This window comes from Photobacterium leiognathi, assembly GCF_030685535.1.
Taxonomy (GTDB): Bacteria; Pseudomonadota; Gammaproteobacteria; order Enterobacterales; family Vibrionaceae; genus Photobacterium; species Photobacterium leiognathi.
On sequence record NZ_CP131601.1, the window covers coordinates 260921 to 280563 of the forward strand.

Annotated in this window: 27 protein-coding genes, 2 tRNA genes, 2 rRNA genes and 1 pseudogene; 31 read left to right on the forward strand and 1 reads right to left on the reverse strand. The window is 46.7% G+C overall.

Going from position 1 to position 19643, the window contains the following annotated elements; all coding sequences use genetic code 11:
• Positions 1-8 precede the first annotated feature (8 nt).
• The 27 genes from rplC (at position 9) to rplQ (ending at position 13315) form a co-directional block, all read left to right on the forward strand.
• Entirely contained in the window at positions 9-638 is a 630-nt protein-coding gene (gene rplC, locus Q7674_RS08070; protein WP_008988085.1) for a 50S ribosomal protein L3, read from the forward strand.
• Between the two features lie 16 nt (positions 639-654).
• Positions 655-1257, forward strand: a complete 603-nt coding sequence (gene rplD, locus Q7674_RS08075) for a 50S ribosomal protein L4 (RefSeq protein ID WP_005370911.1) — start codon at positions 655-657, stop codon at positions 1255-1257.
• A complete protein-coding gene (gene rplW, locus Q7674_RS08080) occupies positions 1254-1556 on the forward strand; it encodes a 50S ribosomal protein L23 (RefSeq protein ID WP_005370910.1) in 303 nt (100 codons plus the stop codon). Before rplD ends, rplW begins: the two co-directional genes overlap by 4 nt.
• An 18-nt stretch (positions 1557-1574) precedes the next feature.
• Positions 1575-2399, forward strand: a complete 825-nt coding sequence (gene rplB / locus Q7674_RS08085) for a 50S ribosomal protein L2 (protein ID WP_008988084.1) — start codon at positions 1575-1577, stop codon at positions 2397-2399.
• Between the two features lie 18 nt (positions 2400-2417).
• A complete protein-coding gene (rpsS, locus tag Q7674_RS08090; RefSeq protein ID WP_305423502.1) occupies positions 2418-2696 on the forward strand; it encodes a 30S ribosomal protein S19 in 279 nt (92 codons plus the stop codon).
• Positions 2697-2706: 10 nt separating this feature from the next.
• Positions 2707-3039, forward strand: coding sequence for a 50S ribosomal protein L22 (rplV, locus tag Q7674_RS08095; protein ID WP_005302797.1), 333 nt, complete (start codon positions 2707-2709; stop codon positions 3037-3039).
• Between the two features lie 19 nt (positions 3040-3058).
• Positions 3059-3748, forward strand: coding sequence for a 30S ribosomal protein S3 (rpsC, locus tag Q7674_RS08100; RefSeq protein ID WP_305423504.1), 690 nt, complete (start codon positions 3059-3061; stop codon positions 3746-3748).
• Positions 3749-3759: 11 nt separating this feature from the next.
• The gene (rplP, locus tag Q7674_RS08105; protein WP_005371000.1) at positions 3760-4170 is read left to right on the forward strand and encodes a 50S ribosomal protein L16; all 411 of its coding nucleotides are present in this window, start codon (positions 3760-3762) and stop codon (positions 4168-4170) included.
• Positions 4170-4361, forward strand: coding sequence for a 50S ribosomal protein L29 (gene rpmC, locus Q7674_RS08110; RefSeq protein WP_008988082.1), 192 nt, complete (start codon positions 4170-4172; stop codon positions 4359-4361). Before rplP ends, rpmC begins: the two co-directional genes overlap by 1 nt.
• Complete coding sequence (gene rpsQ / locus Q7674_RS08115; RefSeq protein ID WP_005370996.1) at positions 4361-4615, forward strand: 30S ribosomal protein S17; 255 nt, start codon at positions 4361-4363, stop codon at positions 4613-4615. The genes rpmC and rpsQ overlap by 1 nt, the downstream gene beginning before the upstream one ends.
• A gap of 167 nt (positions 4616-4782) precedes the next feature.
• Positions 4783-5154, forward strand: coding sequence for a 50S ribosomal protein L14 (rplN, locus tag Q7674_RS08120; protein WP_008988081.1), 372 nt, complete (start codon positions 4783-4785; stop codon positions 5152-5154).
• Between the two features lie 12 nt (positions 5155-5166).
• A complete protein-coding gene (gene rplX, locus Q7674_RS08125; RefSeq protein WP_008988080.1) occupies positions 5167-5478 on the forward strand; it encodes a 50S ribosomal protein L24 in 312 nt (103 codons plus the stop codon).
• Between the two features lie 15 nt (positions 5479-5493).
• Positions 5494-6033, forward strand: a complete 540-nt coding sequence (gene rplE / locus Q7674_RS08130) for a 50S ribosomal protein L5 (RefSeq protein ID WP_005370989.1) — start codon at positions 5494-5496, stop codon at positions 6031-6033.
• Positions 6034-6048: 15 nt separating this feature from the next.
• On the forward strand, positions 6049-6354 hold the full coding sequence (rpsN, locus tag Q7674_RS08135) for a 30S ribosomal protein S14 (protein WP_005370985.1): 306 nt from the start codon (positions 6049-6051) through the stop codon (positions 6352-6354).
• 36 nt (positions 6355-6390) lie between these two features.
• On the forward strand, positions 6391-6783 hold the full coding sequence (rpsH, locus tag Q7674_RS08140; RefSeq protein ID WP_008988079.1) for a 30S ribosomal protein S8: 393 nt from the start codon (positions 6391-6393) through the stop codon (positions 6781-6783).
• A 12-nt stretch (positions 6784-6795) separates the two neighbouring features.
• Entirely contained in the window at positions 6796-7329 is a 534-nt protein-coding gene (rplF, locus tag Q7674_RS08145) for a 50S ribosomal protein L6 (RefSeq protein ID WP_008988078.1), read from the forward strand.
• Between the two features lie 9 nt (positions 7330-7338).
• Positions 7339-7692, forward strand: coding sequence for a 50S ribosomal protein L18 (rplR, locus tag Q7674_RS08150; RefSeq protein ID WP_008988077.1), 354 nt, complete (start codon positions 7339-7341; stop codon positions 7690-7692).
• A gap of 12 nt (positions 7693-7704) precedes the next feature.
• Positions 7705-8202 carry a 30S ribosomal protein S5 gene (rpsE, locus tag Q7674_RS08155; RefSeq protein WP_008988076.1) on the forward strand — a complete coding sequence of 166 codons (498 nt, stop codon included), beginning with the start codon at positions 7705-7707 and terminating at the stop codon, positions 8200-8202.
• A gap of 5 nt (positions 8203-8207) precedes the next feature.
• Positions 8208-8387 carry a 50S ribosomal protein L30 gene (gene rpmD, locus Q7674_RS08160; protein WP_005302823.1) on the forward strand — a complete coding sequence of 60 codons (180 nt, stop codon included), beginning with the start codon at positions 8208-8210 and terminating at the stop codon, positions 8385-8387.
• 5 nt (positions 8388-8392) lie between these two features.
• Entirely contained in the window at positions 8393-8827 is a 435-nt protein-coding gene (gene rplO / locus Q7674_RS08165; protein ID WP_008988075.1) for a 50S ribosomal protein L15, read from the forward strand.
• 22 nt (positions 8828-8849) lie between these two features.
• The gene (secY, locus tag Q7674_RS08170) at positions 8850-10175 is read left to right on the forward strand and encodes a preprotein translocase subunit SecY (protein ID WP_305423506.1); all 1326 of its coding nucleotides are present in this window, start codon (positions 8850-8852) and stop codon (positions 10173-10175) included.
• A gap of 29 nt (positions 10176-10204) precedes the next feature.
• Positions 10205-10318: a 50S ribosomal protein L36 gene (rpmJ, locus tag Q7674_RS08175; protein ID WP_000868186.1), complete on the forward strand. Its 114-nt coding sequence runs from the start codon at positions 10205-10207 to the stop codon at positions 10316-10318.
• Positions 10319-10462: 144 nt separating this feature from the next.
• Positions 10463-10819 carry a 30S ribosomal protein S13 gene (gene rpsM / locus Q7674_RS08180; RefSeq protein ID WP_008988074.1) on the forward strand — a complete coding sequence of 119 codons (357 nt, stop codon included), beginning with the start codon at positions 10463-10465 and terminating at the stop codon, positions 10817-10819.
• Positions 10820-10838: 19 nt separating this feature from the next.
• Positions 10839-11228, forward strand: coding sequence for a 30S ribosomal protein S11 (rpsK, locus tag Q7674_RS08185; RefSeq protein WP_005370963.1), 390 nt, complete (start codon positions 10839-10841; stop codon positions 11226-11228).
• A gap of 32 nt (positions 11229-11260) precedes the next feature.
• A complete protein-coding gene (rpsD, locus tag Q7674_RS08190; RefSeq protein WP_005370959.1) occupies positions 11261-11881 on the forward strand; it encodes a 30S ribosomal protein S4 in 621 nt (206 codons plus the stop codon).
• A gap of 23 nt (positions 11882-11904) precedes the next feature.
• On the forward strand, positions 11905-12894 hold the full coding sequence (locus tag Q7674_RS08195) for a DNA-directed RNA polymerase subunit alpha (protein ID WP_305423507.1): 990 nt from the start codon (positions 11905-11907) through the stop codon (positions 12892-12894).
• Between the two features lie 34 nt (positions 12895-12928).
• Positions 12929-13315 carry a 50S ribosomal protein L17 gene (rplQ, locus tag Q7674_RS08200; protein WP_008988073.1) on the forward strand — a complete coding sequence of 129 codons (387 nt, stop codon included), beginning with the start codon at positions 12929-12931 and terminating at the stop codon, positions 13313-13315.
• 115 nt (positions 13316-13430) lie between these two features.
• Here the strand turns inward: rplQ and Q7674_RS08205 are convergent.
• Positions 13431-14140: pseudogene (locus Q7674_RS08205) on the reverse strand (IS30 family transposase); the annotation flags it as partial.
• A 525-nt stretch (positions 14141-14665) separates the two neighbouring features.
• Between Q7674_RS08205 and Q7674_RS08210 the strand changes: the two are divergent.
• The 4 genes from Q7674_RS08210 (at position 14666) to Q7674_RS08225 (ending at position 19639) form a co-directional block, all read left to right on the forward strand.
• Positions 14666-16217, forward strand: a 16S ribosomal RNA gene (locus Q7674_RS08210).
• 73 nt (positions 16218-16290) lie between these two features.
• Positions 16291-16367 (forward strand) — tRNA-Ile (locus Q7674_RS08215).
• Positions 16368-16412: 45 nt separating this feature from the next.
• Positions 16413-16488: transfer RNA gene (locus tag Q7674_RS08220), tRNA-Ala, on the forward strand.
• Between the two features lie 259 nt (positions 16489-16747).
• Positions 16748-19639, forward strand: a 23S ribosomal RNA gene (locus Q7674_RS08225).
• Together the 16S and 23S rRNA genes with 2 tRNA genes alongside form the textbook arrangement of a ribosomal RNA operon.
• Positions 19640-19643 lie beyond the last annotated feature (4 nt).

Consider the following 19643-nt stretch of genomic DNA (forward strand, 5'->3'; position numbering starts at 1 on the left):
ATAAGAGAATGATTGGTCTAATCGGTCGTAAAGTGGGTATGACCCGCATCTTTACCGAAGATGGCGTTTCTATTCCAGTTACTGTTGTTGAAGTTGAAGCTAACCGCGTTACTCAGGTTAAATCTGTAGAAACTGACGGCTACAACGCTATTCAGGTAACAACTGGTTCTAAGAAAGCTAACCGCGTATCTAAGCCAGAAGCTGGTCACTTTGCGAAAGCAGGTGTAGAAGCTGGTCGCGGTCTTTGGGAATTCCGTCTAGAAAACAGTGAAGAGTTTGCAGTTGGCGCTGAGCTAAATGTTGAACTATTCAACGATATCAAAAAAGTAGACGTTACTGGTACATCTAAGGGTAAAGGTTTCCAAGGTGCTGTTAAGCGCTGGAACTTCCGTACTCAAGATATGACCCATGGTAACTCCTTGTCTCACCGTGCACCGGGTTCAATTGGCCAATGTCAAACTCCAGGTCGCGTATTTAAAGGCAAGAAAATGGCTGGTCACATGGGTGCTGAGCGTGTAACGACTCAAAACCTAGAGATCGTACGTGTTGACGCTGAGCGCAATCTGCTTCTTATCAAAGGTGCAGTACCAGGTGCTACAGGTGGCAACGTGATCGTTAAACCAGCTGTTAAAGCGTAACGTCGAGGAGTTAGTAATGGAATTGGTAGTCAAAGGCGCTGACGCGCTAACTGTCTCCGAAACTACTTTTGGGCGTGATTTCAATGAAGCGCTTGTACACCAAGTAGTTGTTGCTTTTGCAGCAGGTGCTCGTCAGGGTACTCGTGCTCAGAAGACTCGTTCAGACGTTTCTGGCGGTGGCGCTAAGCCATGGCGTCAGAAGGGTACTGGTCGCGCTCGTGCAGGTACAATCCGCAGTCCGCTATGGCGTTCTGGTGGTGTTACTTTCGCTGCTCGTCCTCAGGATCACAGCCAAAAAGTAAACAAGAAAATGTACCGCGGTGCTATGAAGAGCATTCTTTCTGAGCTAGTTCGTCAAGAGCGTCTAATCGTTGTTGATAACTTTGCTCTAGAAGCACCAAAGACAAAAGCACTAGTAGCTAAGCTTAAAGAGCTTGAGCTAACTGATGCACTAATCGTAACTGGTGAGCTAGAAGAAAATCTATTCCTAGCAGCACGTAACCTATACAAAGTAGACGTACGTGATGCGAAGGCAATCGATCCAGTTAGCTTAATCGCTTTCGATAAAGTTGTTATGACTGCAGCAGCAGTTAAAGCAGTTGAGGAGATGCTAGCATGATCACTGAAGAGCGTATTTTAAAAGTTCTACGTGCTCCGCACATCTCTGAAAAAGCATCAATGGCTGCAGAAAACGCTAACACTATCGTTTTCAAAGTAGCATTGACAGCAACTAAGAAAGAGATCAAAGCAGCAGTTGAGAAACTGTTCGAGGTTGAAGTTAAGTCTGTAAATACTCTTATCACTAAGGGTAAGACCAAGCGTCAAGGTATGCGCCAAGGCCGTCGTTCAGACGTGAAGAAAGCGTACGTTATCTTGAAAGAAGGTCAAGACATCGACTTCGCTGGTAGTGCAGAGTAAGGCTAGGAGCAAAGAAGAATGGCTATTGTAAAATGTAAGCCGACTTCCCCAGGTCGTCGCCACGTAGTTAAAGTGGTTAACTCTGACCTGCATAAGGGTAAGCCGTACGCACCACTACTAGAGAAAAACTCTAAGTCAGGTGGTCGTAACAATAACGGTCGTATCACAGTACGTCACATCGGTGGTGGTAATAAACAACATTACCGTCTAATCGACTTCAAACGTACTAAAGATGGCATCCCAGCGAAAGTTGAGCGTCTAGAATACGATCCAAACCGTAGCGCAAACATTGCTCTAGTTCTTTACAAAGACGGTGAGCGCCGCTACATCATTGCACCTAAAGGTCTACAAGCTGGTGATATGATCCAGTCTGGTGAAGATGCTGCAATCAAAGTTGGTAACACACTACCAATGCGCAACATCCCAGTAGGTTCAACAGTACACTGTGTTGAACTTAAGCCTGGTAAAGGTGCTCAGCTGGCTCGTTCAGCTGGTGCATACGCTCAGATCATTGCACGTGCAGGCACATATGTGACTCTACGTCTACGTTCTGGTGAAATGCGTAAAGTTCTTGCTGAAGGTCGTGCGACTCTAGGTGAAGTTGGTAATGCTGAACACATGTTACGCGAGCTTGGTAAAGCTGGTGCTAACCGCTGGCGCGGTGTTCGTCCAACTGTACGTGGTGTTGTAATGAACCCAGTAGATCACCCACACGGTGGTGGTGAAGGTCGTACATCAGGCGGTCGTCACCCAGTTACACCTTGGGGTGTTCCAACTAAGGGTTACAAGACTCGTAAGAACAAGCGTACCGACAAGTACATCGTACGTCGTCGTAACAAGTAATTATAAAGAGGATACGCCATGCCACGTTCTCTCAAGAAAGGTCCATTTATTGACCTACACTTGCTGAAGAAGGTAGAGAAAGCGTTGGAAAGCGGTGACAAGAAGCCTGTTAAGACTTGGTCCCGTCGCTCAATGATCATCCCTCAGATGATCGGTTTGACCATCGCTGTCCATAATGGTCGTCAGCACGTACCTGTTTTCGTTTCTGAAGAAATGATCGGTCACAAGCTAGGCGAATTTGCACCAACACGCACTTACCGTGACTACGCTGCGGATAAGAAAGCTAAAAAGCGCTAAGGAGTAGGTAATGGAAGCTATCGCTAAACATCGCTTTGCTCGCATTTCGCCGCAAAAAGCTCGTTTGGTTGCAGATCAACTGCGCGGTAAGCCAGTTGCTCAAGCTCTAGAAATTCTAAACTTCAGCAACAAAAAAGCTGCTGATTTAATCAAGAAAGTTCTAGAGTCAGCTATCGCTAACGCAGAACACAACGAAGGCGCAGACATTGATGATCTTAATGTTGCTAAAATCTTCGTTGACGAAGGTCCTACCATGAAGCGTATTATGCCTCGTGCAAAAGGCCGTGCCGATCGCATCTTGAAGCGTTCTAGCCACATCACTGTTGTTGTAGCAGACCGCTAAGAGACTAGGAGAGAAAGCAATGGGTCAGAAAGTACATCCTAATGGTATTCGTCTAGGCATCGTTAAGCCTTGGAATACCACTTGGTTTGCTAACAGCCAAGAGTTCGCTGACAACCTAGACGGCGATTTCAAGGTACGCCAGTTCCTTACTAAGGAACTAGCAAAAGCATCTCTATCACGCATCGTTATCGAGCGTCCTGCTAAGAGCATCCGTGTGACTATTCACACTGCTCGTCCAGGCGTAGTAATCGGTAAGAAAGGTGAAGACGTAGAGAAACTACGTGCAGCAGTTGCGAAGATCGCGGGCGTTCCAGCTCAGATCAACATCGCTGAAGTACGTAAGCCAGAACTAGACGGTCAACTAGTAGCAGACAGCATCGCGTCTCAGCTAGAGCGTCGTGTAATGTTCCGTCGCGCTATGAAGCGTGCAGTTCAGAACGCTATGCGTCTTGGCGCTAAAGGTATCAAAGTTGAAGTAAGTGGTCGTCTAGGCGGCGCTGAAATCGCACGTACTGAGTGGTACCGTGAAGGCCGTGTGCCTCTACACACTCTACGTGCTGACATTGATTACGCAACTTCTTCGGCTCACACCCAATACGGTGTTATCGGCGTTAAAGTTTGGATCTTCAAAGGTGAAGTTCTAGGCGGCATGCTAGTTGAAGAGCCAAAGGCTGAGAAGCCTAAGAAGCAGCGCAAAAGCCGTAAATAAGGAGTTTATTGATGCTGCAACCAAAACGCACTAAATTCCGCAAGGCCTTTAAAGGCCGTAACCGCGGTCTAGCGAACGGTACTGAAGTAAGCTTTGGTCAATTTGGTCTTAAAGCTGTTGGCCGTGGTCGCCTAACAGCTCGTCAAATCGAAGCTGCACGTCGTGCTATGACTCGTCATATCAAACGTCAGGGCCAAATCTGGATTCGTGTATTCCCAGACAAACCAATTACATCTAAGCCTCTTGAAGTTCGTCAAGGTAAAGGTAAGGGTAGTGTGGCTTACTGGGTTGCTCAAGTTCAACCAGGTAAAGTTCTATACGAAATGAATGGTGTTTCTGAATCACTAGCACGTGAAGCATTTAACCTTGCTGCACGTAAGCTACCAATCAAGACAACATTCGTAATTAAGGCGGTGATGTGATGAATGCACAAGATCTACGCGCTAAAAGCGTTGAAGAACTGAATGCAGAGCTTGTGAATCTTCTACGTGAACAGTTCAACTTGCGTATGCAAGCTGCTACTGGTCAACTACAGCAGACTCACAATCTAAAAACTGTACGTCGTGATATCGCACGTGTTAAAACCGTTCTGACTGAGAAGGCTGGCGCATAATGAGCGAGAAAATTCGTACTCAGCTTGGTCGCGTAGTTAGCGACAAAGGCGATAAGTCTATTGTTGTTGCTATCGAGCGTAAAGTGAAGCACCCGATCTACGGTAAGTACATCACACGCACGACTAAGCTTCATGCACATGATGAAAACAACGAGTGTGGCCTAGGCGACACAGTTGAGGTTCGCGAGTGTCGTCCAATGTCTAAGACTAAGTCTTGGACACTGGTACGAGTAGTTGAAAAAGCACGTATCTAATACGGACTTAACAGCTATATAAGTTAGCGGCCCCGAAAAAATTTGGGGCCGTTCATTTTTTTATCTACCCATCGGTCGAAAATGGTGTTATTATTCGCCGCCTTTGAAGAAAAGGCATATCGACTCGTATTGGGTCTAGATGTTTTAAAAATTAGCGGAGCACTAACATGATCCAAATGCAAAGTATGCTTGATGCAGCGGATAACTCCGGCGCACGTAGCGTAATGTGTATTAAGGTTCTGGGTGGTTCTCACCGTCGCTATGCACATATCGGTGACATCATCAAGGTTACTGTTAAGGAAGCAATTCCTCGCGGTAAAGTTAAGAAAGGTGATGTACTGAAAGCGGTGGTTGTACGCACCCGTAAAGGCGTTCGTCGTCAAGATGGCTCTGTCATTCGCTTTGACCGTAATGCTTGCGTATTGTTGAACGACAACACTGAGCAACCTATCGGTACTCGTATTTTCGGCCCTGTGACTCGTGAACTTCGTACTGCGAAATTCATGAAGATTGTTTCACTAGCGCCTGAAGTACTTTAAGGAGCGACTATAATGGCAGCTAAAATCCGTCAAAACGACGAAGTTATCATTCTTGCTGGTAAAGACAAAGGCAAGACTGGTAAAGTAACTAAGGTTCTAGCAACCGGTAAAGTTATCGTTGAAGGTATCAACATGGTTAAGAAACACCAGAAGCCAGTTCCGGCAATGGGTGTTCAAGGCGGTATCGTTGAGCAGGCAGCTGCTATCGATGCGTCTAATGTTGCTATCGTTAACGGTCAAGGTAAAGCGGACCGTGTAGGCTTCCGATTTGAAGACGGCAAAAAAGTTCGTTTCTTCAAGTCGACTGGCGAAACTATTAAGTAAGTTTGGAGTAGTACTATGGCGAAACTGCATGATTACTACAAAGAGACTGTTGTAAAAGAGCTTTCTGAAAAGTTTGAATACAAGAGTATCATGCAAGTCCCAAGGATCGAAAAGATCACACTTAACATGGGTGTGGGCGAAGCTATCAACGACAAGAAGCTGCTAGAGAATGCTGCTGCTGACATGACTGCAATTTCAGGTCAGAAGCCGCTAATCACTGTAGCACGTAAGTCAGTTGCAGGCTTTAAGATCCGTGAGGGCTACCCTATTGGCTGTAAAGTAACCTTACGTGGCGAGCGTATGTGGGACTTTTTCGACCGTCTAATTTCAATTGCTGTTCCACGTATTCGTGACTTCCGTGGTTTAAACCCTAAGTCATTCGATGGTCGTGGTAACTACAGCATGGGCGTTCGTGAGCAGATCATCTTCCCAGAAATCGATTTCGATAAAGTAGATCGTGTACGTGGTTTAGACATCACTGTTACAACTTCTGCTAAGTCTGACGAAGAAGCTCTAGCTCTGCTGTCTGCTTTTAACTTCCCATTCCGTAAGTAAAAGTAAGGGTTACTAATGGCTAAAGAATCTATGAAGGCACGCGAAGCTAAACGTGCCAAGCTAGTAGCTAAGTTCGCTGAAAAGCGTGCAGCGCTAAAAGCTCTAATTAGCGACGTGAATGCGTCTGAAGAAGATCGCTGGAATGCAGTGCTTAAGCTTCAGTCACTACCACGTGATTCTGCGAAGTCTCGTCAGCGTAATCGCTGTAACCAGACTGGACGTCCACACGGCTACCTACGTAAGTTCGGTCTTAGCCGTATCAAGGTTCGTGAAGCTTGCATGAAAGGCGAGATTCCGGGTCTACGTAAAGCAAGCTGGTAATCCAGTAAGCAATTCAGAATCACGGAGTATTAACTTATGAGCATGCAAGATCCGATTTCGGATATGCTGACCCGTCTTCGTAACGGTCAGGCAGCGAAAAAAGTTGCTGTTAAAATGCCATCTTCTAAGCTTAAAGTAGCAATCGCTGCTTTACTAAAAGAAGAAGGTTATGTGGCTGACTACACTGTAACAGGTGAAGTTAAGCCTGAGCTAGAAGTTACACTTAAGTACTTCGAAGCTAACCCAGTTATTGAGCAAATCCAACGTGTATCACGTCCTGGTCTACGCATCTACAAGAAAAAAGATGCGCTACCATCAGTGATGGGTGGCCTTGGTATTGCTGTTGTTTCCACTTCCAAGGGTCTAATGACCGACCGCGCTGCACGCAAAGCGGGTCTTGGCGGTGAGATTATCTGCTACGTAGCATAATAGGAGTAGGATATGTCTCGTGTTGCAAAAGCACCTGTAGTTATTCCTGCTGGCGTAGAAGTTAAACTTAACGGTCAGGAAATTACTGTTAAAGGTAGTAAGGGCGAAGCAGTTCGTTCTATTAACGAAGCAGTAGTTCTAACTTTGGAAGAGAACAAAGTTACTTTCGGTCCTCGTGAAGGATTCGAAAAAGCTTGGGCACAAGCAGGTACTGCACGTGCACTAGTTAACAACATGGTTGTTGGTGTTACTGAAGGCTTCACTAAGAAGCTGACTCTTAAGGGTGTAGGTTACCGTGCTGCTATCAAAGGCAACGCAGTAGCTCTAACTCTAGGTTTCTCTCATCCAGTTGAGCACGAACTTCCAGCAGGTATCAAAGCTGAATGTCCATCACAAACTGAAATCGTACTAACTGGTACTGATAAGCAGGTTGTAGGTCAAGTAGCTGCTGATATTCGCGCTTACCGTAGCCCTGAACCTTACAAAGGTAAAGGTGTTCGTTACGCCGACGAAGTTGTGCGTACTAAAGAAGCTAAGAAGAAGTAAGGTAACACTATGGATAAGAAAGCATCTCGTATCCGTCGTGCGACCCGAGCACGTCGTAAGATTGCTGAACTGGGCGCAACTCGCCTAGTTGTACACCGTACTCCACGTCACGTGTACGCTCAGGTAATCGCACCAAACGGCTCTGAGGTTATCGCAGCCGCTTCTACCGTAGAAAAAGCGATCCGTGAGCAAGTTAAGAGCACTGGTAACAAAGACGCTGCTACAGCTGTAGGTAAAGCTATTGCTGAGCGCGCGATTGAAAAAGGCATCCTTAACGTTGCATTCGATCGTTCTGGTTTCCAATACCACGGCCGTATCGCTGCACTAGCAGAAGCTGCTCGTGAAGCTGGTCTGAAATTCTAAGGTAGGCGGAAGATGGCTAACGAAAAAACACAATCAGATTTGCATGAAAAACTGATCGCTGTTAACCGTGTTTCAAAAACGGTTAAAGGTGGTCGTATTTTCAGCTTTACTGCGCTAACTGTAGTTGGTGACGGTAACGGTCGCATCGGTTTTGGTTACGGTAAGGCACGTGAAGTACCTGCTGCAATCCAGAAAGCGATGGAAAAAGCACGCCGTAACATGGTTACAGTTGCAATCAACGAAGGTACTCTATACCACCCTGTTAAGGGCGTTCACACTGGTTCTAAAGTTTACATGCAACCAGCGTCTGAAGGTACAGGTATCATCGCGGGTGGTGCAATGCGTGCAGTACTAGAAGTTGCGGGTATCCGTAACGTTCTAGCTAAAGCATACGGTTCTACTAACCCAATCAACGTTGTTCGCGCAACAATTGACGGTCTAAGTGGAATGAACTCTCCAGAAATGATCGCAGCTAAGCGTGGTCTTTCTGTTAAAGAAATTCTGGAGTAATCGACATGGCTAAAACTATTAAAGTAACCCAAACAAAGAGCTCTATCGGTCGTTTGCCGAAGCATAAAGCTACTTTGCGTGGCCTAGGCCTTCGTCGTATCAACCACACTGTTGAACTTGAAGATACTGCTTGCGTACGCGGCATGATCAACAAAGTTTACTACATGGTTAAAGTTGAGGAGTAATCAGAATGCGTTTGAATACTCTATCACCGGCTGCGGGTTCTAAGCCTTCTGCGAAGCGCGTAGGTCGTGGTATCGGTTCAGGTCTGGGTAAAACTTGTGGCCGTGGTCACAAAGGTCAGAAATCACGTTCAGGTGGTTCAGTACGTCCAGGCTTCGAAGGCGGTCAAATGCCTTTGAAACAGCGTCTACCAAAATTCGGTTTTACATCACGTAAGAGCCTTGTAACAGCTGAAGTTCGTCTAGCTGAGCTAGCGAAAGTTGAAGGTGACGTAGTAAGCCTAGAAACACTAAAAGCTGCGAATGTTATCACTAAGGACGTTAAGTTCGTGAAAGTTGTACTTTCTGGTGAAATCGCTCGTTCAGTAACAGTGAAAGGCCTACGCGTTACTAAAGGCGCTAAAGCTGCTATCGAAGCTGCTGGCGGTAAAATCGAGGAATAATTAACTCGAGGATGAGGTACAGATGGCTAAACAACCAGGACATGATTTTCGTAGCGCACAAGGTGGCCTAGCAGAGCTTAAGTCACGCCTTTTATTCGTATTAGGTGCGATCTTAATATTTAGAGCGGGTTCCTTTGTTCCTATTCCTGGTATTGACGCTGCTGTACTTGCCAGTCTGTTCGAACAGCAAAAGGGTACCATCATTGAAATGTTTAACATGTTCTCTGGTGGTGCACTCTCGCGTGCTTCTATTCTAGCACTGGGCATTATGCCGTATATTTCGGCATCGATTATTGTCCAGTTGCTAACAGTAGTTCATCCAGCATTAGCTGAGTTGAAGAAAGAAGGTGAGGCTGGCCGTCGTAAGATTAGTCAGTACACTCGATACGGTACGCTTGTTTTGGCAACCTTCCAAGCAATTGGTATTGCAACGGGGTTACCAAGTATGATTCCAGGGCTTGTACATAATCCAGGCCCTAGTTTCTACTTTGTTGCAGTGGTTAGTTTGGTTACCAGCACCATGTTCTTAATGTGGTTAGGTGAACAAATTACCGAGCGTGGTATTGGTAACGGTATTTCATTGATTATTTTCACTGGTATCGTTGCAGGTTTACCGCCAGCGATTGGACAGACCGTAGAGCAAGCGCGTCAAGGTGAATTGCACGTACTTCTTCTACTGTTAATTGCGGTTATATCATTTGCTGTTATCTACTTTGTTGTGTTTATGGAACGTGGTCAACGTCGTATCGTCGTTAACTATGCTAAACGCCAACAAGGTCGTCGTGTCTTTGCTGCGCAAAGCACACACCTACCGTTGAAAATCAACATGGCAGGTGTTATTCCAGCAATTTTTGCATCGAGTATTATTCTTTTTCCAGGAACGCTGGCTCAGTGGTTTGGTCAAAGTGAAGGTCTAGGTTGGTTAAGTGATATTTCACTTGCTCTAAGCCCTGGTCAACCTTTATATGTAATGCTTTATGCTGCTGCAATTATATTCTTCTGTTTCTTCTATACTGCGTTGGTTTTCAACCCTCGCGAGACAGCTGATAACTTGAAGAAGTCTGGGGCATTCATACCTGGTATACGCCCGGGTGAACAGACCGCAAAATATATAGATAAGGTAATGACACGTTTAACTCTTGCGGGTGCGTTATACATTACGTTTATCTGTCTGATCCCCGAGTTCATGATGATAGCATGGAATGTACGCTTCTACTTTGGCGGTACTTCCCTACTTATCGTAGTCGTTGTTATTATGGATTTCATGGCTCAAGTTCAGACACACTTGATGTCTCAACAATATGAGTCAGTTTTGAAAAAGGCTAACCTTAAAGGCTATGGCCGCTAAGTTAGTTTTCCATTTTACGGAGTTTAGCAATGAAAGTTCGTGCTTCCGTTAAGAAAATCTGCCGTAACTGTAAAGTTATCAAGCGCAACGGTGTTGTGCGAGTAATTTGCAGTGAGCCAAAGCATAAACAACGCCAAGGCTAATTAGCAGAAATATTTCTTGCAAATTGAAGATAGGTTGGCTACATTAGCCAACCATCTTTTGTTATGTGCAAAAGAATTGTTCACCGCTGCGTATCCTAAACGGGCTCTGCAGCGGTTATTCTTGTAAAGTACTAGGAGTGAATAGTGGCCCGTATTGCAGGCATTAACATTCCTGATCAGAAACATGCTGTTATCGCACTTACTGCGATCTACGGCATTGGTAAGACTCGTTCAAAAGCTATCCTAGCTGAAACGGGTATTGCTGAAGATGTTAAGATCAGTGAACTAACTGAAGAGCAGATCGATCTACTGCGTGATGGTGTAGCTAAGTACACTGTAGAAGGTGATCTTCGTCGTGAAATTTCCATGAACATCAAGCGCCTAATGGATCTTGGTTGTTACCGTGGTCTTCGTCACCGTCGCAGTCTACCTCTACGTGGACAGCGTACTAAAACCAACGCTCGCACTCGTAAGGGTCCGCGCAAGCCGATCAAAAAATAATCGGATAAGGTAGAGTACAATGGCAAAACAACCTACACGCGCTCGTAAGCGCGTACGCAAGCAAGTAGCTGATGGCGTTGCGCACATCCATGCTTCTTTCAATAACACAATCGTAACCATTACTGACCGTCAAGGTAACGCTCTATCTTGGGCAACTGCAGGTGGTTCAGGTTTCCGTGGTTCTCGTAAATCTACTCCGTTCGCTGCACAGGTTGCTGCTGAGCGTTGTGGTGAAATGGCCAAAGAATATGGCGTTAAGAACCTAGAAGTTATGGTTAAGGGCCCAGGTCCAGGTCGTGAGTCTACAATCCGTGCTCTAAACGCAGCGGGTTTCCGTATCACTAACATTGTTGATGCGACTCCGATCCCTCATAACGGTTGTCGTCCACCTAAGAAACGTCGCGTATAACGTTTCGTTTCTAGGAATTTGGAGAAAGAAAAATGGCAAGATATTTGGGTCCTAAGCTGAAGCTTAGCCGTCGCGAAGGCACTGACTTATTCCTTAAGTCAGGTGTACGCGCGATTGATACCAAGTGTAAAATTGATAACGCGCCGGGCCAACATGGTGCTCGTCGTGGTCGTCTATCTGATTACGGCGTTCAGCTTCGTGAGAAGCAGAAAGTTCGTCGTACGTATGGCGTACTAGAAAAACAATTCCGTAACTACTACAAGACAGCTGCCCGCATCAAGGGTAACACAGGTGAGAACCTGCTTCAGCTTCTTGAAGGTCGTCTAGATAACGTAGTTTACCGCATGGGCTTTGGCGCAACTCGCGCAGAAGCACGTCAGTTGGTAAGCCACAAAGCGATCCTAGTAAACGGTCAAGTCGTAAACGTTCCTTCTTTCAAGGTAGCGGCAAACGACGTTGTTAGCATTCGTGAGAAAGCTAAGAACCAAGCACGCATCAAAGCAGCTCTAGAAGTTGCTACACAGCGTGAACTACCGACTTGGGTCGAAGTAGACAGCAGCAAGATGGAAGGTACGTTCAAGCGTCTTCCAGAACGTTCTGATTTGTCTGCCGACATCAACGAACACCTGATCGTCGAGCTTTACTCTAAGTAAGGCTACAGTTAAGAGAGGACACAATGCAGGGTTCTGTAACAGAATTTCTTAAGCCGCGTCTTGTTGACATCGAACAAGTTAGCACGACACACGCAAAAGTAACTCTAGAGCCATTAGAGCGTGGTTTTAGCTACACTTTAGGAAACGCTCTTCGTCGTATTTTACTATCTTCTATGCCAGGTTGTGCTGTAACAGAAGTTGAAATCGACGGTGTGTTACATGAGTACAGCACCAAAGAAGGCGTTCAGGAGGATATCCTTGAAATTCTTCTAAACCTTAAAGGTCTAGCCGTTAAGGTTGAGGGTAAAGATGAAGTTATTCTTACTCTGAACAAATCTGGTGCAGGCCCTGTTGTTGCAGGTGACATCACCCATGATGGTGATGTTGAGATTGCGAACCCAGAACACGTAATCTGCCACATTACTGATGACAATGCTGAATTAAGCATGCGCATCAAGGTAGAGCGTGGTCGTGGCTATGTACCAGCATCTGCTCGTATTCACACTGAAGAAGATGAGCGTCCAATTGGTCGTCTGTTAGTAGACGCTACTTACAGCCCAGTTGACCGTATTGCTTACGCTGTTGAAGCTGCTCGCGTTGAACAACGCACTGACTTAGACAAGCTAGTAATCGATATGGAGACTAACGGTACACTTGATCCTGAGGAAGCTATCCGTCGTGCAGCAACTATTCTTGCTGAGCAATTGGATGCATTCGTAGATCTTCGCGATGTACGAGTTCCAGAAGAGAAAGAAGAGAAGCCGGAGTTCGATCCGATCCTACTGCGTCCTGTAGACGATCTTGAACTAACTGTTCGCTCTGCTAACTGTCTGAAAGCAGAAGCGATCCACTACATCGGTGATCTTGTTCAGCGTACTGAGGTTGAGCTTCTTAAAACGCCAAACCTTGGTAAGAAGTCTTTAACAGAAATTAAAGATGTATTGGCTTCTCGTGGTCTATCTCTAGGTATGCGCCTAGAAAACTGGCCGCCAGCGTCAATCGCTGAAGATTAATAGTTTACTGATATCTAGTTAGAAGGATTAGGTCATGCGCCATCGTAAGAGTGGTCGTCAACTCAACCGCAACAGCAGTCATCGTAAAGCGATGTTCAGCAACATGGCTAGCTCTCTGGTACGTCACGAATTAATTAAGACTACCCTGCCTAAAGCAAAAGAGCTACGTCGCGTAATTGAGCCTTTGATTACCCTAGCTAAGACTGACAGTGTTGCTAACCGTCGTCTTGCATTTGCTCGTACTCGTGACAACGAAGTTGTTGCGAAACTATTTAACGAACTAGGTCCTCGCTTTGCTAAGCGTCCTGGTGGTTACACTCGTATCATGAAGTGCGGATTCCGTGCTGGTGATAAAGCTCCTATGGCTTACATCGAGTTAGTTGACCGTCCTGAAGCTCAGGAAGAAGCTGCTGCTGAATAAGCAATAGCCGTTAAATAAAAAAAGAAGCCGAGTCATTTGACTCGGCTTTTTTTTCACTGATTGTTAACTCCTATACAGAATAGAATCCAACTTTGAAGTGCGACACTCTCTAGTATTAAGCAGCCATTGCCATTTCTTTAAAAATAACGGCTGGCTGTTGGAACCCTAAACATTTTTAGGGCGGTTATTAATCCTTGATTGAGCAAATTTAATATTGTCATTCGTCACCGTTCTCAAGTCTGTCCCTTTTTTCAAATATTGTCTTAGTAGACCATTGTCGTTTTATTTGCGCCTCGCTTCCAAGAACTATAGTAATGAGCTAAGTACAAATCTGCTTTCAGCGCCTTTTCTATCTCTTGATGGTCTGCTAACTCTCTGGCATTGTCAGCGGTTTGTATGGCATGAGCATTTCTATCGTCGCTTTCGTCACCGTATCAGCTCATTTTGACGTTACTTTCTCGACTAAAGAAAATCGACTCTTTCGCTCCAAGATGGTGACGATTGCCCCTATGCCGTGCTTGCTTAATACAGTGTCGATCTCCCAGTCTTCAACCGTTCTCGGCTATCGACAATCGATGGCCGCTCATCAATCGATACTGCATTTTTAATAGTTGGATCCTTCTCTTTCTGCTCTTTACGATATCGCTTATGTCCTTGTCTCAAGTGAGGATAGAGCTTGCCTCCCTGACGTTTGTCTTGAGCAATATAGCGATAAACCTATCAGTGGTTGATTGATGCTACAGCATTAGTCAGAACACTCGCAATTTGCTCAGGGCTCCAATCTACGCTGAGCAATAGATGGATAAATTCAATACGCTCACGGGGATTCGATATTTATGAGCGACCTTACGTCTGATAACTCATGGTAGTACAGCTTGTTTTTTGGCGAGAATTGCTTATTGCTTTCACAACTTTCTATGAGTGTCGCACTTATTATTTGAAATAACTGCTTAAGCTTTAATTAATAGTTTACTTTTAGTCGGTATAGAGATATTTAGTACTAATTTACGTTCTAAAAAACAGCTTTTAAAGTGATTTTGTCTAAATAATGTGCATTTGTTTTTTTTTTTTAGTTTTGCACTTGCCTTCTTTATTATAGCTCCTATAATGCGGCCTCACTGACACGGAGCGAGCCATTAGCAAGCGTTGATGTCAGTATTGTTCTTTAACAATTTGACCATGCAATCTGTGTGGGCACTCGTTGAATGATTAGTCAAAAAGATTTATCAATGATACTAGTGACCAATACGATAACTTTTATTTATAAGAGAAATCGGCACAGTCAATTCATTCATCATTTATGATGAATTAACAGTATTCATTGAGTAGGTCGAAAGACCAACAAAACTTTAATTGAAGAGTTTGATCATGGCTCAGATTGAACGCTGGCGGCAGGCCTAACACATGCAAGTCGAGCGGCAGCGACTTAACTGAACCTTCGGGGAACGTTAAGGGCGGCGAGCGGCGGACGGGTGAGTAATGCCTGGGAATATGCCCTGATGTGGGGGATAACTATTGGAAACGATAGCTAATACCGCATAATCTCTTCGGAGCAAAGAGGGGGACCTTCGGGCCTCTCGCGTCAGGATTAGCCCAGGTGGGATTAGCTTGTTGGTGAGGTAATGGCTCACCAAGGCAACGATCCCTAGCTGGTCTGAGAGGATGATCAGCCACACTGGAACTGAGACACGGTCCAGACTCCTACGGGAGGCAGCAGTGGGGAATATTGCACAATGGGGGAAACCCTGATGCAGCCATGCCGCGTGTATGAAGAAGGCCTTCGGGTTGTAAAGTACTTTCAGTAGGGAGGAAGGCAGTGTCGTTAATAGCGGCATTGTTTGACGTTACCTACAGAAGAAGCACCGACTAACTCCGTGCCAGCAGCCGCGGTAATACGGAGGGTGCGAGCGTTAATCGGAATTACTGGGCGTAAAGCGCATGCAGGCGGTCTGTTAAGCAAGATGTGAAAGCCCGGGGCTCAACCTCGGAACAGCATTTTGAACTGGCAGACTAGAGTCTTGTAGAGGGGGGTAGAATTTCAGGTGTAGCGGTGAAATGCGTAGAGATCTGAAGGAATACCGGTGGCGAAGGCGGCCCCCTGGACAAAGACTGACGCTCAGATGCGAAAGCGTGGGGAGCAAACAGGATTAGATACCCTGGTAGTCCACGCCGTAAACGATGTCTACTTGGAGGTTGTGGCCTTGAGCCGTGGCTTTCGGAGCTAACGCGTTAAGTAGACCGCCTGGGGAGTACGGTCGCAAGATTAAAACTCAAATGAATTGACGGGGGCCCGCACAAGCGGTGGAGCATGTGGTTTAATTCGATGCAACGCGAAGAACCTTACCTACTCTTGACATCCAGAGAACTTTCCAGAGATGGATTGGTGCCTTCGGGAACTCTGAGACAGGTGCTGCATGGCTGTCGTCAGCTCGTGTTGTGAAATGTTGGGTTAAGTCCCGCAACGAGCGCAACCCTTATCCTTGTTTGCCAGCACTTCGGGTGGGAACTCCAGGGAGACTGCAGGTGATAAACCGGAGGAAGGTGGGGACGACGTCAAGTCATCATGGCCCTTACGAGTAGGGCTACACACGTGCTACAATGGCGTATACAGAGGGCTGCCAACTCGCGAGAGTGAGCGAATCCCAGAAAGTACGTCGTAGTCCGGATTGGAGTCTGCAACTCGACTCCATGAAGTCGGAATCGCTAGTAATCGTGAATCAGAATGTCACGGTGAATACGTTCCCGGGCCTTGTACACACCGCCCGTCACACCATGGGAGTGGGCTGCACCAGAAGTAGATAGCTTAACCTTCGGGAGGGCGTTTACCACGGTGTGGTTCATGACTGGGGTGAAGTCGTAACAAGGTAGCCCTAGGGGAACCTGGGGCTGGATCACCTCCTTACCTAAAGACTTAACTGTTGAATGCAGTGTCCACACAGATTGCTTGGTTAATAGTAAAGAACGCAAAAAGACTTGGGTCTGTAGCTCAGGTGGTTAGAGCGCACCCCTGATAAGGGTGAGGTCGGTGGTTCAAGTCCACTCAGACCCACCACTTTCTCTCAGATGAAAGTGGCGGTTTTAAGTCTTTTATATCGTTGGGGTTATAGCTCAGCTGGGAGAGCGCCTGCCTTGCACGCAGGAGGTCTGCGGTTCGATCCCGCATAGCTCCACCACTCTTTAAACGCATTCTCTTGAGTGTTTTTAAAAAGTGGTTATCTAACGATAAACACAATGCTCTTTAACAATCTGGAAAGCTGACTAGTAAATTCAATCGATAGATTGATTTATAGTTTTCATCGAAAGATGAAAACGAGTTCTCAAAACAATACACATTCAAGTGTCTTGTATCGAGTCCGGCGAAAAACCAACGTCTCCTTATCAGAGACATAAACCTTGGTTGTTTGAACATACTGAAACCTCTTGGGGTTGTATGGTTAAGTGACTAAGCGTACACGGTGGATGCCTTGGCAGTCAGAGGCGATGAAGGACGTATTAACTTGCGATAAGCCCAGAGAAGGTAGTAAAAACAGGTGACTCTGGGATTTCCGAATGGGGAAACCCACGTGCATAAGCACGTATCGTGTTGTGAATACATAGCAGCACGAGGCGAACCGGGGGAACTGAAACATCTAAGTACCCCGAGGAAGAGAAATCAACCGAGATTCCGGTAGTAGCGGCGAGCGAAACCGGATTAGCCCTTAAGCTAGTTTGATGTTAGGTGAAGGTTCTGGAAAGTGCCGCGATACAGGGTGATAGCCCCGTAACCGACAACATCTTATCAGTGAAAACGAGTAGGACGGGACACGTGTTATCTTGTCTGAATATGGGGGGACCATCCTCCAAGGCTAAATACTCCTGACTGACCGATAGTGAACCAGTACCGTGAGGGAAAGGCGAAAAGAACCCCTGTGAGGGGAGTGAAATAGAACCTGAAACCGTGTACGTACAAGCAGTAGGAGCCCACTTGTTGGGTGACTGCGTACCTTTTGTATAATGGGTCAGCGACTTAATTTTAGTAGCAAGGTTAACCGTTTAGGGGAGCCGTAGGGAAACCGAGTCTTAACTGGGCGTCATAGTTGCTAGGATTAGACCCGAAACCGAGTGATCTAGCCATGGGCAGGTTGAAGGTGAGGTAACACTTACTGGAGGACCGAACCGACTAATGTTGAAAAATTAGCGGATGACTTGTGGCTAGGGGTGAAAGGCCAATCAAACTCGGAGATAGCTGGTTCTCCCCGAAAGCTATTTAGGTAGCGCCTCGGACGAATACTACTGGGGGTAGAGCACTGTTAAGGCTAGGGGGTCATCCCGACTTACCAACCCTTTGCAAACTCCGAATACCAGTAAGTACTATCCGGGAGACACACGGCGGGTGCTAACGTCCGTCGTGAAGAGGGAAACAACCCAGACCGCCAGCTAAGGTCCCAAAGTTATAGCTAAGTGGGAAACGATGTGGGAAGGCTCAGACAGCCAGGATGTTGGCTTAGAAGCAGCCATCATTTAAAGAAAGCGTAATAGCTCACTGGTCGAGTCGGCCTGCGCGGAAGATTTAACGGGGCTAAGCTATACACCGAAGCTGCGGCAATGCAGTTTACTGCATTGGGTAGGGGAGCGTTCTGTAAGCCGTTGAAGGTGTGCTGTAAGGCATGCTGGAGGTATCAGAAGTGCGAATGCTGACATGAGTAACGATAAAGGGAGTGAAAAACTCCCTCGCCGGAAGATCAAGGGTTCCTGTCCAACGTTAATCGGGGCAGGGTAAGTCGACCCCTAAGGCGAGGCCGAAAGGCGTAGTCGATGGGAAACGGGTTAATATTCCCGTACTTCTTATAATTGCGATGGAGGGACGGAGAAGGCTAGGTGAGCCTGGCGACGGTTGTCCAGGTCCAAGTATGTAGGCTGATGGTTTAGGCAAATCCGGACCATCTTAAGGCTGAGATACGATGTCGAGTCACTACGGTGATGAAGTCATTGATGCCATGCTTCCGGGAAAAGCTTCTAAGCTTCAGATTATAAGGAATCGTACCCCAAACCGACACAGGTGATCAGGTAGAGAATACCAAGGCGCTTGAGAGAACTCGGGTGAAGGAACTAGGCAAAATGGTACCGTAACTTCGGGAGAAGGTACGCTCCTAGCGGTGATGAGACTTGCTCTCTAAGCTGCCGGGAGTCGCAGATACCAGGTGGCTGCAACTGTTTATTAAAAACACAGCACTGTGCAAAATCGAAAGATGACGTATACGGTGTGACGCCTGCCCGGTGCCGGAAGGTTAATTGATGGGGTTAGACTTCGGTCGAAGCTCTTGATCGAAGCCCCGGTAAACGGCGGCCGTAACTATAACGGTCCTAAGGTAGCGAAATTCCTTGTCGGGTAAGTTCCGACCTGCACGAATGGCGTAATGATGACTACGCTGTCTCCACCCGAGACTCAGTGAAATTGAAATCGCAGTGAAGATGCTGCGTCCCCGCGGCTAGACGGAAAGACCCCGTGAACCTTTACTATAGCTTGGCACTGAACATTGACCCTACATGTGTAGGATAGGTGGGAGACTGTGAAATAATCGCGCTAGCGGTTATGGAGTCGTCCTTGAAATACCACCCTTGTATGCTTGATGTTCTAACGTTGGCCCCTTATCGGGGTTACGGACAGTGCCTGGTGGGTAGTTTGATCTGGGGCGGTCTCCTCCCAAAGAGTAACGGAGGAGCACGAAGGTGGGCTAATCACGGTCGGACATCGTGAGGTTAGTGCAATGGCATAAGCCCGCTTGACTGCGAGAATGACAATTCGAGCAGGTGCGAAAGCAGGTCATAGTGATCCGGTGGTTCTGAATGGAAGGGCCATCGCTCAACGGATAAAAGGTACTCCGGGGATAACAGGCTGATACCGCCCAAGAGTTCATATCGACGGCGGTGTTTGGCACCTCGATGTCGGCTCATCACATCCTGGGGCTGAAGTCGGTCCCAAGGGTATGGCTGTTCGCCATTTAAAGTGGTACGCGAGCTGGGTTTAGAACGTCGTGAGACAGTTCGGTCCCTATCTGCCGTGGGCGTTGGATGATTGAGAGGGGCTGCTCCTAGTACGAGAGGACCGGAGTGGACGAACCGCTGGTGTTCGGGTTGTGTCGCCAGACGCATTGCCCGGTAGCTAAGTTCGGAATCGATAACCGCTGAAAGCATCTAAGCGGGAAGCGAGCCTCAAGATGAGTCATCCCTAGACCTTTAAGGTCTCTAAAGGGTTGTTGAAGACTACAACGTTGATAGGTCGGGTGTGTAAGTGCTGTGAGGCATTGAGCTAACCGATACTAATTGCCCGTGAGGCTTAACCATACAA

What these genes read in the sequence shown, in the direction of transcription:
- rplC (WP_008988085.1), top strand. Translation starts at nt 9, where the DNA reads ATGATTGGTCTAATCGGTCGTAAAGTGGGTATGACCCGCATCTTTACC.
- rplD (WP_005370911.1), top strand. Translation starts at nt 655, where the DNA reads ATGGAATTGGTAGTCAAAGGCGCTGACGCGCTAACTGTCTCCGAAACT.
- rplW (WP_005370910.1), top strand. Translation starts at nt 1,254, where the DNA reads ATGATCACTGAAGAGCGTATTTTAAAAGTTCTACGTGCTCCGCACATC.
- rplB (WP_008988084.1), top strand. Translation starts at nt 1,575, where the DNA reads ATGGCTATTGTAAAATGTAAGCCGACTTCCCCAGGTCGTCGCCACGTA.
- rpsS (WP_305423502.1), top strand. Translation starts at nt 2,418, where the DNA reads ATGCCACGTTCTCTCAAGAAAGGTCCATTTATTGACCTACACTTGCTG.
- rplV (WP_005302797.1), top strand. Translation starts at nt 2,707, where the DNA reads ATGGAAGCTATCGCTAAACATCGCTTTGCTCGCATTTCGCCGCAAAAA.
- rpsC (WP_305423504.1), top strand. Translation starts at nt 3,059, where the DNA reads ATGGGTCAGAAAGTACATCCTAATGGTATTCGTCTAGGCATCGTTAAG.
- rplP (WP_005371000.1), top strand. Translation starts at nt 3,760, where the DNA reads ATGCTGCAACCAAAACGCACTAAATTCCGCAAGGCCTTTAAAGGCCGT.
- rpmC (WP_008988082.1), top strand. Translation starts at nt 4,170, where the DNA reads ATGAATGCACAAGATCTACGCGCTAAAAGCGTTGAAGAACTGAATGCA.
- rpsQ (WP_005370996.1), top strand. Translation starts at nt 4,361, where the DNA reads ATGAGCGAGAAAATTCGTACTCAGCTTGGTCGCGTAGTTAGCGACAAA.
- rplN (WP_008988081.1), top strand. Translation starts at nt 4,783, where the DNA reads ATGATCCAAATGCAAAGTATGCTTGATGCAGCGGATAACTCCGGCGCA.
- rplX (WP_008988080.1), top strand. Translation starts at nt 5,167, where the DNA reads ATGGCAGCTAAAATCCGTCAAAACGACGAAGTTATCATTCTTGCTGGT.
- rplE (WP_005370989.1), top strand. Translation starts at nt 5,494, where the DNA reads ATGGCGAAACTGCATGATTACTACAAAGAGACTGTTGTAAAAGAGCTT.
- rpsN (WP_005370985.1), top strand. Translation starts at nt 6,049, where the DNA reads ATGGCTAAAGAATCTATGAAGGCACGCGAAGCTAAACGTGCCAAGCTA.
- rpsH (WP_008988079.1), top strand. Translation starts at nt 6,391, where the DNA reads ATGAGCATGCAAGATCCGATTTCGGATATGCTGACCCGTCTTCGTAAC.
- rplF (WP_008988078.1), top strand. Translation starts at nt 6,796, where the DNA reads ATGTCTCGTGTTGCAAAAGCACCTGTAGTTATTCCTGCTGGCGTAGAA.
- rplR (WP_008988077.1), top strand. Translation starts at nt 7,339, where the DNA reads ATGGATAAGAAAGCATCTCGTATCCGTCGTGCGACCCGAGCACGTCGT.
- rpsE (WP_008988076.1), top strand. Translation starts at nt 7,705, where the DNA reads ATGGCTAACGAAAAAACACAATCAGATTTGCATGAAAAACTGATCGCT.
- rpmD (WP_005302823.1), top strand. Translation starts at nt 8,208, where the DNA reads ATGGCTAAAACTATTAAAGTAACCCAAACAAAGAGCTCTATCGGTCGT.
- rplO (WP_008988075.1), top strand. Translation starts at nt 8,393, where the DNA reads ATGCGTTTGAATACTCTATCACCGGCTGCGGGTTCTAAGCCTTCTGCG.
- secY (WP_305423506.1), top strand. Translation starts at nt 8,850, where the DNA reads ATGGCTAAACAACCAGGACATGATTTTCGTAGCGCACAAGGTGGCCTA.
- rpmJ (WP_000868186.1), top strand. Translation starts at nt 10,205, where the DNA reads ATGAAAGTTCGTGCTTCCGTTAAGAAAATCTGCCGTAACTGTAAAGTT.
- rpsK (WP_005370963.1), top strand. Translation starts at nt 10,839, where the DNA reads ATGGCAAAACAACCTACACGCGCTCGTAAGCGCGTACGCAAGCAAGTA.
- rpsD (WP_005370959.1), top strand. Translation starts at nt 11,261, where the DNA reads ATGGCAAGATATTTGGGTCCTAAGCTGAAGCTTAGCCGTCGCGAAGGC.
- Q7674_RS08195 (WP_305423507.1), top strand. Translation starts at nt 11,905, where the DNA reads ATGCAGGGTTCTGTAACAGAATTTCTTAAGCCGCGTCTTGTTGACATC.
- rplQ (WP_008988073.1), top strand. Translation starts at nt 12,929, where the DNA reads ATGCGCCATCGTAAGAGTGGTCGTCAACTCAACCGCAACAGCAGTCAT.